This window comes from Pseudanabaena minima str. Chao 2107 (genome assembly GCF_051131155.1).
Classification (GTDB): domain Bacteria; phylum Cyanobacteriota; class Cyanobacteriia; order Pseudanabaenales; family Pseudanabaenaceae; genus Pseudanabaena; species Pseudanabaena minima.
Window position 1 is genome coordinate 3,716,713 of record NZ_CP159508.1, and the last position, 12,537, is coordinate 3,729,249.

Sequence of the window (12,537 nt, forward strand, 5' to 3'; positions counted from 1 at the left end):
AGCGGTTTTCATTTTGCCTATGGCAAAACGAAAACCGCTATACCGTTGTTTTGATCTGACCCCCCGTTATAAATAATAATGATTTTTGATGCAAAGGATTGCCTCGCTCCGCGAGGCAATCCTTTGCATTTTTAAGGTTTGGTTTCAGAAATTGGGATGAAGTTGCAAGATTTGGTTAGTGCTTGCTTGAGCAATGATTGATAGCTATCGTCATCAATTTCAAATGCCCCAAACCTCTCAAGATGGGGATTCATTAACTGCGCGTCAAATAAGCTATAACCTTGCGATCGCAAATGCTCCACTAACTTCACCATTGCTACTTTAGAGCCATCAGGAATCTTAAAAAACATTGACTCGCCAATAAATACGCCCCGTATAGCAATCCCTAAAATCCCTCCCGCTAGTTGATCCCCTTGCCATGTCTCAAAACTATGCGCCCAACCTGCTGCATGTAAATTGCTATAAAGCGATCGCAGTTCTTTCGAGATCCATGTGGTTTCGCGATCGGCACAGCCTTCTACCACTTGTTCAAAGGCAGTATCGAGCCTAACTTCAAAGCGATTTTGGTTGAGGACACGCTGCAAAGATTTGGGATATCGAAAGCGCTGGTCAAGTGGGATCAAGGTACGACTGTTCGTGTAGTACCACTCAATTGGCTCACCATCACCCTCTGACATCAAAAAGTAGCCTTGGGTATAACCTTCAATAACGCTACGGATGTTAAATCTTTCCACGAAGTGACTATACCTATTTACCCAGTTTAAAAGACTTGAATCAGAGAATTACATGAAAAATTAGCTGGTACTTAACAGATGATCTTTTCCTAAGCTCCCACAAGCAAAAATCTCTAATAAAATAAATGGTTTGCTGCAATTAAGTAATCTTACTTAGTCATAGCAAACCATTTATTTAGGTAAATTGTTATTAAATTGGCTTTGAAATTCAGAACCTTTAAATTAGCCGATTCCGTTTGAATGATCTTATTCTCTAAGATATGTATCCAAAACTGGGATCGCTTAACATTTTCTTTATAATCTGCTTTGGTAATTTTATTTGAGTCTAAATACTTATTTACTGAGTTGTTACTAACTGAGGATTTGGCAACGAAGAATGACATGCAATTCCCTCTTATCCTTTTTTAATGGGCATTACAACGATCTCCTTCAAAATAATAACGAAATAAAATTATAGAAACCATAAAAAATAAGTGACCTAGTTTGGCTAGGTAAAAATTACCATTTGCCCTACTAGATCACTTATTTTTTTTGTGTTTTATTAATTTGGTATTTAAATTCAGAGCCTATATATAAGCTAGCTCCGTTTGAATAATAGTATTGTGCTAGAAGTTTTGTCATATTGGGGATCACTTAAACTTTTCTTTATACTTAATACGCCTATTCTTTATCCTTGAGTAATTATACTTATTGCTTAATGCTTGATGAATATTCTTTTGGAAATATTACTCAAAAATACTGTTCTACAGGCTGCCATTATTATTTCATTAATTTCTTGTTTATTATTTATTTGTCAGACACTTACTATAAAAAAATGAGATTAAACCCTTAAACTTAAAAATAACTGAATTAATAAAATTAATGCCTATTTTTGGGGGTGGTAAGACCTTACTTATCTTAGAGATATTTCTAGTAGATATTGCTAGCTATGTGAGTAGTGTTTTCACTACCGCCAGAGACTATGGCAGCAAGGGCATAATCATACATAGCAATGTCAGAAGGAGAAAAGTCAATGTTTTTTCACCCATCCTATTTGATCCTCATCCCTGGGATGATCTTGATGTTTTGGGCGCAGCAACGAGTCAAAGCGACCTATGAAAAATACGCAGATATCCGCTCAAGTCTAGGAATGACAGGCGCACAGGTTGCGAAGACAATCCTGCAACGTATGGGTATTTATGATGTGACTGTAGAGCCAGTAGCAGGAGAACTGACCGATCATTATGATCCTTCTGTGAAGGCTGTGCGCTTATCAGAATCAGTGTATGCGTCCTCGTCTCTAGCGGCAGCGGCGATCGCTGCCCATGAATGTGGTCACGTTTTGCAGGATGTGCGTGGCTATCAATTTATGAATATTCGTGCTTCGCTAGTACCAGTAGCAAATATTGGTGCTAATTTTGGTCCTCTGATGGTGATGGCAGGGCTATTCCTGAGTTCGCTAGGTAGTCTGAGTGTGGTTTTCATTAATATTGGTATTGCCTTGTTTGCAAGTGCGATCCTATTTCACATTGTGACTTTACCTGTGGAGTTTGATGCTTCTAGCCGTGCTTTGCGACTAATTGATGAGTTAGGTATTCTCCAAGGTGAAGAAAATCGTGGCGCTCGTAAGGTGCTTAATGCCGCAGCTTGGACATATGTGGCTACGGCAATCTATGCGGCGTTGCAACTGGTGCAGTTGTTGTTAATCCGTGGCGATCGCTAATTACAACGCGCTTTACAAATCAAAAAAAGACGGCGCAAAGCGCCGTCTTTTTTTGATTTGATTGTCTTTAAAGTCAAATACGCGATGTGCAACTTTCCGATCTGCCCTCACCCTAAATCCCTCTCCCAAAGAGGGAGAGGGACTTTGATTTAGTCCTGCTCCCCTTCTCCCCAGTGGGGAGAAGGGGCTGGGGGATGAGGGCTAGATTTAAGTTGCACATCGCATGTCAAATACTGTTTTGTTAATAGATTTCAGTTAAACTTTAGCTAATTTTACAATAACCGCATAAAGCAGGAGCTAAAAACTTGCTTTAGGGACTTGCGATTAATTAAAGTACCTACGGCTTCGACTTCGCTCAGCCAAAGTTGGCTGAGCGAAGTCGAAGCCATACAAACTCGGTGGTATATTTTTTCTCGTCAAGTCCCTTAGCTGATGAGATCTCTGAGCCATATCCTTGGAGTTTGAGGCGATGATTGATTGGTTAGTAGTTTGGGGTGTGACACAGGCGGCTGGTGTAGTCGTTTATCCCATTTTGGAAAGTTTGGCTCAGGATGCGGCAAAGGATTATGGCAAGGACTTTTTTAAGGATTGCTTGAAAAAGGTGATTCACTTGCCTGAAAAGGATGTGCAGAAAGAAGCCTATGGCAAAGCGCTGAAGGTGTTTTTAGAACTGATTCAGGATGAACTGCTTGAAGCTGGCTATCAGGAGACAATACTCAAAAAGTATTACATTCCTGCTCTGAAAAAGTTTATCGATCGCGAAGAAGTAGCATCGGCTTTGGGGATGGCGTTGAATGTGGACTGTAAGGCGATCGATACGGCGCTGTTGGTGCGGACTTGGGCGGCTTTGAATTCACCACTTTTGCCTGAAGATATGGATTGGGATTTTGTGTGTAAGCCCTACATCAAATCGGTCAAGAAACTTGTCCAGAACTCGGATAAGTTGCGCCCGATTTTTGAGGCGCAGACTTTGGACAAAATCGCCGATGCTACACAGGAATTAGCAGGAATTGCGCCAGCGTTTGATTTGGAGAAGTATGCGGAAGGGTTGCGGGAGCAGTATGGCAACTTGAAGCTGGAATCTCTAGATACAAGGGGTTTAGCATTCCCGCAGAAATCTATAAGTTTTCAGATCGCCTTAATTGGAGAATGCTATGCCCTAAACCTCACAACGCAGGGACAATTTATCTGTGAAGGCATAGAGGGCAGAGCATTTGCAGATCGATATTGTTGCGGGTTTTAAAAATTGTGGCGCAAATGTTTTGCCCCTTGTTTTCTTGAGATAACCTAACGTAAACATCGCTTCAACCTCATCTCGACTCATTTGGGGAAACTTGTACAGCAAAACTGTCCCAATAAATTCCACCACCCTTTCTCGATCACCTTGCCCCACTCGTTCAGCTAACTGATGGGCTAAGGCGATGGTTTCCTTTTGGGGAGCAACAATCAACCTCACAAGCCCTAAACTGCATGACTCAGCCTCTGGCAATTCATCCAAATATTTAGTCAAGGAACCAGTTTTTTGTGTCGTAAAGATATTGTAAATACTGCCTACAATCCATTACCGATCGCAAAAAATGCTGACCAATAATTTGGATGATTATAGGTTTGAGAACGAATGAGTGATATTTGCGCTCGTTGTAATGCTTCTGTAACCGTGACATCACCTTTTTGCAACTCTTTATAAAACGCTGCCATCAAAGCCTGTGTACCAGCATCATCAACCTTCCAGAGAGAAGCGATCGCCTGTTTTGCTCCTGCTTTCTGCACTTGGTAGCCAAAACCTAAAATCTCCACTCCATCTCCCAGTTTCCCAACTCCTGTTTGACAGGCACTTAGGACAATTAGATCTACATTCGGGATTTTCCAATCGATAATTTCATTGAGACGGATTTTGTCGCCATTGCCAAAGATAATGAAGGAATTCTCTGGTACACCAATGTTAAATTCAGCATGGGTGGCAAGGTGGATAATATTGTGATTTTTGAATTTTGATTCGATCGCTTGGCGGCTAAAGTTTTCTTCGGTTAAAGTAACTGAGTTTTGGAATGAATTAGCGATCGCTTGAATTTCTGTAATCGTGGCAGGTAATGCGGTTTGTCCAAACTTTTGCTCACCTGCTTTACCACCAAAGGCTCCTGCGAGAATGCTAGGCTGGGATTTAGATTGGGGCACAAAGTCAGAGAGAATATAGGCAATCAGATTACTGACTCGATATTTTTCGATTAGCCACCGCTTGCCATCGTATAGCGCAGCCAACGGGACATATCGCAGTTGTCCATCGGCTGCGTAGAGAATTGTTTCTGCTTTGGCTTGGATGAGTTCAGCTTCGACAGGTTTAATCAACAAATTGTATAGTTCTCTCGCAGATTCTTGGACATCTTCAGAGCTAGTATCAAGGAGTCCACTTCTATAATCAATAATTAATTTTTCTAGTTTCTCTTGAGAAATTTTAACAGTACGACTAATGGGAATATTGTTATTAGAGAAGAGGATTAACTCTAAGCGATCGCGTAAAATTAGAGGATAAAGTAAGACTGTGCCTTGAGGAATTTGTTGAAGATAGTCGGGAACTCGATTGATCTCTGATTTGGGAAGCTGTTGGATTTTGCTCGTAAGTTGGCTGTTAATTTCAGGAATATTCTCAAAGCTAGCTGCTAATAGCTTATCGCTAATAGCTTTCTCTAGCTCTAACATCCTCACGCCTTGAGCAGTTCGGTCATTGCCCTTAATATTTTTGAGATAGTCTTCTAGTTCTTGAACTTTAAGTAAATCTAGAACTTGGAGAGCTTCAACGACACGACCTTGCTTGAGCAAGAGATCTGCAAGATAACGATAGCGATCGGCGACTGTTTGTAAATAGGATTGACGATCTTCTTTACCTAGACTCCGAATATCTTTACGGATGGATTCTGTAATCCCAATGGAAGACTTATAGAAGGCGATCGCTAGGCTAGTCTGATTGAGATTAACGAGGGTAGCCGCAATCCCAGCATTGGCACTTGCTTCACCTTTGCGTTCACCTATTTGACGGACAACTACAAGATGCTGTTGATATAAATCTAGTGCTTTTTCATATTGTTTGAGCGCGTAGTAAGCATTGCCGAGGTTCCCTAATGTTGCACCTTCCGCTTGACGATCTTTGATAGTTTGCACAATCTCTAAGGTCTGCTGCAAATAATTGATCGCTTTTTGATGTTGACCGATCGCATTAAATGCATTGCCCAGATTCCCTAAAGCCGTTGCTTCTGCATTGCGATCGCCGATTTGCTTGTAGATGACTAGAGCCTGTTGATAAACCTCAATCGCTTGCTGGTACTTGCTTAAATAGGCATAGGCATTACCTAGATTTTCCAAAGCCTTGCCTTCTCCACGGCGATCACCGATTGCTCTGACCAGAGTTAAGCTTTGCTGGAGCCAGTCTACAGCTTTTTGATACTGACCTAAATAGACATAGGTATTACCAATATTGCCCATTGCATAGGCTTCTCCTTGGCGATCGCTAATATCTTTGGTTGCTGCTAGGTATTGTTGATAGAAGTCTAAGGCTTTTTGATATTCCCCCAGAGCCACGTAGTCATTGCCTAATAGCCCAAGAATTAGGCTTTCACCTTGGCGAGCGGCTATGTTACGCGCAAGGGCTAGTCCCCTTTGATGCTGGTCAATAGCCTTTTGATATTGTCCCAAAGCAAAATAAGCGGCTCCCAAATTGTTGAGAAGTTTCACTTCTAAATTAGGAATTCCCAATTGCTTAGCAATTTCCAGACTTTTGCTGAAAGTGTTAATGGCGCTATCGTATTGACCAAAAATCAAGTAGACATTACCGATCAATAGTTGAGTATTAGCTTGACTAGGATAGTCACCGATTTCTTGATAAATCTGTAACGCTTGTTCGGCAAATTGCAAGGCTTCACGGAACTGGCTCAATTGAGCTTGTTGCAGCCCTTGATTGAACAGGCGATCTGCTTCAAATTTGCGAGATTGAATAGACTGGGCTTGGGTAAGTATAGGTGTGAAAGTTAGATCAGTAGCTAATCCCACAAACCCGGTTAAAGTAAAAATTGCGATCGCATATAACTGTGAAGCCATAACATCACCTTTGAAGTTACCAAATAATTGTATAGCGAAATCCCAACCCCAGAGGTGAATAGCGGTGCTTTGCGCCGTCATTCACCTCTAAGATTTATGTCCAGACTGGCAACAGCCATACATTTTTAAGAACCACTCCCAATCACAAAAAAGGCTGACCAATAATTGGGATGGTTGTATTGTGGTGATTTGATCAGTGATACTTGCGCTCGGCGTAAAGCCTCAGCAATAGATACATCATCTTTTTGTATTTCTCTATAAAAGGCTTCCATTAAGACTTGTGTCCCAACATCATCGACTTTCCAGAGAGAAGCGATCGCTGATTTTGCACCAGCCTTTTTAACTTGATAACCAAAACCTAAAATCTCTACTCCATCACCAAGTTTGCCTACCCCTGTCTGACAAGCGCTAAGGATGACTAGCTCAACATTCGGGATCTTCCAATCACTAATCTCATTGAGTCTAATTTTGTCACCATTCCCAAAAATGATAAACGAAGTTTCAGGCACGCCAACATTAAACTCAGCATGGGTTGCCAAGTGAATAATATTATGATTTTCAAGTAGAGCCTCCACAGCTTGGCGGCTAAACTTTTCCTCTTGAAGTGTAACTGAATCCTGAAAGGAACTAGCGATCGTTTGGACTTCTTTAATCGTGGCAGGTAATCCTGACTGCCCGAATCTTCTCTCACCGCCTTTGCCCCCAAATGCCCCAGCGAGAACACTAAATTCAGTCTTTGCTTTAGGAGAAAAGTCACTCAAACTATAGGCAATGAGGTAGCTGATGCGATATTTTTCAATTAGCCAATGTTTACCATCGTTAGCCTCTTGATCGTATAAAGCAGAAAGGGGAACATAGCGCAACAGTCCATCAGGAGCATAGAGAATCGTATCCGCTTTCGCTTGTTTCAGTTCTGATTCGATTGGTTTGATCAAGATATTATAAAGCTTTGATGCAGGCTCCCTAAAATCTTCAGAACTACGATCTAGCAATTCTGCTTTGAACTCTTCAATTAAAATCTTTAGATCATCCTGTTTGATATTTACAGTACGACTAATCGGCAGATTTCCCTGAGAAAAAAGCACTAGCTCGAGACGGTTTTCTAGAATGAGTGGATAGAACAGGACTGTGCCTTCGGGAATTTTCTTAAGATAGTCAGGAACTTGATTCAGTTCTGATTTAGGAATTTGTTGAATCTGATTAGCTAATTGGCTATTTAACTTAGACATCTGCTCAAAATTAATTACCGAGAAATCCTTTATAAAAGCTTGCTCGACCTCCAATAGCCTTACTCCCTGAGATGTGCGATCAGTTCCCTTGATATTTTTGAGATAGTCTTCTAGCTCTTGGACTTTTAACAAATCTATAACTTGCAATGCTTCCATAACCCGCCCTTGGGTTAGTAAGAGGTCGGCAAGATAGCGATAGGATTTTTCAATAGTTGATAGGTACGATTTCTGAGATTCTTTGCTGAGTCCACTAATATTTTTGCGAATAGATTCCCGAACGTTAATCGATCGCTTATAAAAAAGAATCGATAGTTCTGTTTGCTTTTGTTGAGAGAAGAAAATGCCAAGATTATTTAATAAACGTCCTTCCCCAGCCCGATTACTAATTTGAATGGCAACGGCTAAAGATTGCTGGTAATAATCAAGGGCTTTTTGAAATTGTCCGAGTGAATTGTAGGCGATCGCTAAACTGTTGAGTGAACCGCTTTCTCCATCACGATCACCTATTTGTTTGGCAATTTCTAGAGCTTGTTGATAATTGGCGATCGCTGTTTGCGTATCTCCCAGAGAACGATAAGCTCCACCAAGGTTGTTGAGGGCGCGTCCTTCTGTATTACGATAGCCGATTTGCCGAGCAATCACCAAAGCTTGCTGGAAGTATCCGATCGCTTTGGGATATTGTTTAAGGCTATTGTATACATTGCCAAGATTATTGAGAGCGTCAGCTTCGCCACTCCGAGCGCCCACTTGCTTTTTAAGATCTAACGATTGCTGATAATAATCAATCGCCTTTTGGCTCTCACCCAGAACACTATAGGCAGCACCAAGAGTATTCAACGCATCAGCTTCACCATTGCGATCGCCGATTTCCTTTTTGATGGCTAAGGATTTCTGATATTGCTCAATGGCAGTTTGATACTTACCAAGTCCATCGTAGGCAATGCCAATGGCTATATACAAATCTGATTCTCCATCGCGATCATCGATTTCTCTCAAAATCGGCAGACATTTCTGATAGTATTCAACGGCTTTGTTATACTGTCCAAGCAGATTGTAGGCATTGCCAAGATTGCCTAGCGAACGACCTTCACCGTAGCGATCGCCTATTTGTTGTTTAAGGGCTAAAGCTTGTTCATGGTACTCAATTGCTTTAGTGTACTGTCCGATCGCATAGTAGACATTGCCCAAATTCCCTAATGAGTTTCCTTGATTATCGCGATCGCCAAGTTTTTTGGCAACAGCTAGCGACTGCTGGTGATATTCAATTGATTTTGGATAATTTCCCAAAGAATTATACGTATTGCCAATGTTATTGAGTGCATTCCCTTCACCCTTAAGATTTTTGATTTCACGATAAATCTGTAGCGATTTCTCAAATACTCGCAATGCTTCCCGAAATTGGCTAACTCGATTTAACTGGTTCCCTCTTTCTAAAAGACGATCTGCTTCCGCTTTGCGATCTTCTACGGTTTGAGCTTGAATTCTTTCACTAATCACCATCTGCAATGGCAAGCAAGATAAAAAAGTTAACATTGCTAAACCAATAGCCATATTCTTCATAGCCGAAACCTCATATTTCACCTAGACATTTAGCATAGATGTAGTCAAGACAAAAAGAGATTTGGTTACAAATTTGATAACAGCAAGCGATGGTTTGGCGTTTGCAGATCGAGATTTTGGTACATATAGCTATAGCCACCTGTATCAGGACAAATCAAAACCCAAATAGTGTGAGGCGGCGCGAAGCGCCGCCTCACACTATTTGGGTTTAAGTCCTAACAAGAATGGCGACAGCTATAAAATTACCAATCAAAAGAGAATCAATCAAGATTGAGGAAGCGTTGCTTTGCAATGCTTCCTCAATCTTGATTAGTTTTGGGTTTCAAGTAAATAAGTAGCTAGGCATAAATAAACTAAAAACTGAAAAGATTGTTCCGCCCGCTACGCGGGCGGAACAATCTCTGGTTTTAGGTTTTAATATGCTCTTTTACTTAGCTGTAATTATGGTGATTTACTTAGCGAGTTCGTCATATCTCAAGGGAATAGTAATTATACAGGTTGTTCCTCGTTCAACTTCGCTATTGATCACAATATTACCTTGATGTAAATCCACACATTTTTTAACAACAACTAAACCTAATCCAGTGCCAGAAATAGTTTTGACATTTTTTCCGCGATGGAACGGTTCAAACAGTTGCTTTTGATCTTCAAGTAAAATCCCAATCCCTTGATCTTGAACTTTGATGATGAAATTATCTAATTGAAACTCCAGAGAAAGAGAGATATCTCCACCCTGTGGCGAATACTTAATCGCATTAGAAAGTAAGTTAGAGAGCATCGATCGCAATAATTTTTCGTCCAGACAAACGTGCTGCGATTTACCATGGCAACTAAACGTAAGTTGATGTTGATTGCCAGCATTGAGTTTCATTTCTTCAATAAAATGTCGGCAATAAGCCTCCAGTGCGATGTTTTTGGGATTAAAGGCAAGTTTACCCGTTTCCGCCCGATTGATTGTCAAAATATCATCTAGCAATTGCACCATATTCCGCACAGCATCTTGAATGCGATGTAAATTGCGTAATCGCTTTTCTGTATTGTCCCACTCCTGTTGAGAATTTTCGAGAACTTGCGCTGCTGCTAGAGCCGTACTCAGAGGTGTGCGAAACTCATGGGAAGCCATTGAGAAAAATCTTGTTTTTAAAGCGCTTAGTTCTTTTTCGCGTTCTAAGGCAAGGTGGATTTCATCTAGACGTTTCCGTTCGGTAATATCGCGAGCATTCACCATCATTTGCATTACATCGGTACTATCGACAAAGGGCTGACTAATTGCTTCCAGAATTCGCCAAGTTCCATCTTGATGGCGATGGCGAAATTCAATGGTAAGTCGCGATTCCTGTGATGTGGTATCAGTCAAGCGATCAATCGAGATTGCCCAATCATCGGCATGAATAAATTCCTGTATATTTGCGCCCACGAGATCGGTAACGTCATAACCTAAGACCTTGCTTACCGAAGGACTAACATAGCTAATTGTGCCATTGATATCCAGAATCATGATGATATCTAAGGCGTTTTCGATTAGCGATCGGAAGCGTTCTTCACTTTGGCGTAGCGCTTGCTCAACTTTTTTGCGCTCGGTTGTATCACGTTGCACTGCAATCCAATGTGTATACCAACCTTTAGCATCGGCGACTGGTACTAAACTAAACTCGTTCCAAAATTCTGAACCATCTTTACGATAATTGATCACCTCAACGGTGATAGATTCCCAAACAGATAGAGCCTGACGAACTTTCTGAAGTTCTGCGCGATCAGTCTTGACACCTTGTAAAATCTTTGGCGTTTGTCCTAATACTTCGTGGGGATGATAGCCAGTAATGCTTGTAAAAGCCTCATTTACATAGATAATCCGATGTCCTAGTCCCTCAGTTGGTTCCGCTTCAGTAACAATGATCGCATCATTGGTATTGACTACAACCGATTGTAATAAACGCACTTGTGCCGCTTGCCGCTTTTGTTCTGTGATATCGGCAATCACCGCAACGATGCCATTAATTTGTCCATTATTGTCGGGCAGTGGCGCTGCCGAAAAGACGATATCGATCGCTGAACCATCTTTTCTCTGGCGAGTCATTTCCACTCTCGTATAGGTTTTGCCTTGCAGCAAACTACTTTGTAGAGTTGTCAAATCTTCTAATTGATCGTCTAATAAAATTGGGCAAGGATGATCGATCACCTCCGTTTCTGTCCAACCAAACATTTGTTCTGCTGCGGGATTCCAAATCTTAACTTTCCCCTCTAAATCAAGCATGAAAATTGCCCTCGGCGAAGCATTAACAAGGGCTTGTAATGTTTCATTAGTGTGGCGCAGAGCAATTTCAGTACGCTGTCGTTCAGCAATTTCTGCTCTTAGGGACAAATTAACCGTTGCAAGTTCAGTGGTGCGTTGCTGGACACGCTCCTCTAGTTGCGTATTGAGATGTTGCAATTGCCGATACAGCTCTGATTGTTGAATAGCGATCGCTACTTGGGTAGCGAGTTGCGTCATTAGTTCCACTTCCCAGTTTTCCCATTGGCGAGGGCGATCGCATTGATGGGCAATCAATAGTCCCCAAAGGTAGGGCTGTGAGTTTTGTGAATGATCATTTTGATGATCATTTTGACGATTTTCCTGAATGATTGGTACTACTAACTTAGCTTGAACCCCAAATTGCTTTACAAAATTTGCCAGACAGGATTCGATATTTGCCTGCTCGATATTAGCAATAGAGCGAGCCTTGCCCAATGAGTAAGCCTGATGATATTGCTTAGGAAAAACTTCGTCGGGAAACACTTGCCCTAAAATGCTGGGATATGGCGGTAAAACAGTTTCATGAATGGCGCTGCCAGTGCCATCATCCCAGAGGCGATAGATTAAGACGCGATCGGCTTGCAGAAATAGTTGAACTTCTTTAACCGTCGTGGCGAGAACTTGATCAAGATTGAGGGATTGGCGAATTTGATGGGCGATCTGCGTAACTAGTCTTTCGCGATCGCTTTGCTTGCGTAATAATTTCTCAGTAAGACGACGGCGAATTCCCTCTTTGCTCCAGAAGAAATAACCGATCAACACAACCAGAAAATTAAGGCAAACCCCAATCACATACAAACTGGTCATACTTTCAACTATCTCAATTGAGGATGTAATACAACCGCACAAATCTTGCAGGCTAATACACTACTTTGCGTTCAAACCCAAACCAAGAGATTTTTTGAAAGGCTTGCCAAGCAAGCCTTTCAA

General features: G+C 41.4%; 7 protein-coding genes. 2 read left to right on the plus strand and 5 right to left on the minus strand.

The window, feature by feature from the left end:
* Positions 1-131: 131 nt before the first annotated feature.
* On the minus strand, positions 132-734 hold the full coding sequence (gene aat, locus ABM313_RS17030; RefSeq protein WP_434684352.1) for a leucyl/phenylalanyl-tRNA--protein transferase: 603 nt from the start codon (positions 732-734) through the stop codon (positions 132-134).
* 1,012 nt (positions 735-1,746) lie between these two features.
* Here aat and ABM313_RS17035 point away from each other — a divergent pair.
* Both ABM313_RS17035 and ABM313_RS17040 read left to right on the plus strand, forming a co-directional pair.
* The gene (locus ABM313_RS17035; protein ID WP_434688508.1) at positions 1,747-2,436 is read left to right on the plus strand and encodes a zinc metallopeptidase; all 690 of its coding nucleotides are present in this window, start codon (positions 1,747-1,749) and stop codon (positions 2,434-2,436) included.
* Positions 2,437-2,905: 469 nt separating this feature from the next.
* Complete coding sequence (locus tag ABM313_RS17040; protein ID WP_434684353.1) at positions 2,906-3,679, plus strand: hypothetical protein; 774 nt, start codon at positions 2,906-2,908, stop codon at positions 3,677-3,679.
* Here the strand turns inward: ABM313_RS17040 and ABM313_RS17045 are convergent.
* The 4 genes from ABM313_RS17045 to ABM313_RS17060 form a co-directional block, all read right to left on the minus strand.
* Complete coding sequence (locus ABM313_RS17045; RefSeq protein ID WP_434684354.1) at positions 3,596-3,946, minus strand: DUF2887 domain-containing protein; 351 nt, start codon at positions 3,944-3,946, stop codon at positions 3,596-3,598. The genes ABM313_RS17040 and ABM313_RS17045 overlap by 84 nt on opposite strands.
* A 41-nt stretch (positions 3,947-3,987) precedes the next feature.
* A complete protein-coding gene (locus ABM313_RS17050; RefSeq protein WP_434684355.1) occupies positions 3,988-6,606 on the minus strand; it encodes a CHAT domain-containing protein in 2,619 nt (872 codons plus the stop codon).
* Between the two features lie 44 nt (positions 6,607-6,650).
* Positions 6,651-9,305, minus strand: a complete 2,655-nt coding sequence (locus tag ABM313_RS17055; protein ID WP_434684356.1) for a CHAT domain-containing protein — start codon at positions 9,303-9,305, stop codon at positions 6,651-6,653.
* Between the two features lie 460 nt (positions 9,306-9,765).
* Positions 9,766-12,414, minus strand: coding sequence for a PAS domain S-box protein (locus tag ABM313_RS17060; protein ID WP_434684357.1), 2,649 nt, complete (start codon positions 12,412-12,414; stop codon positions 9,766-9,768).
* Positions 12,415-12,537 lie beyond the last annotated feature (123 nt).

Coding starts and splice junctions, on each gene's coding strand:
- ABM313_RS17040 (WP_434684353.1), top strand. CDS start 2,906: ATGATTGATTGGTTAGTAGTTTGGGGTGTGACACAGGCGGCTGGTGTA.
- ABM313_RS17035 (WP_434688508.1), top strand. CDS start 1,747: ATGTTTTTTCACCCATCCTATTTGATCCTCATCCCTGGGATGATCTTG.
- ABM313_RS17055 (WP_434684356.1), bottom strand. CDS start 9,305: ATGGCTATTGGTTTAGCAATGTTAACTTTTTTATCTTGCTTGCCATTG.
- ABM313_RS17060 (WP_434684357.1), bottom strand. CDS start 12,414: ATGACCAGTTTGTATGTGATTGGGGTTTGCCTTAATTTTCTGGTTGTG.
- ABM313_RS17050 (WP_434684355.1), bottom strand. CDS start 6,606: ATGACGGCGCAAAGCACCGCTATTCACCTCTGGGGTTGGGATTTCGCT.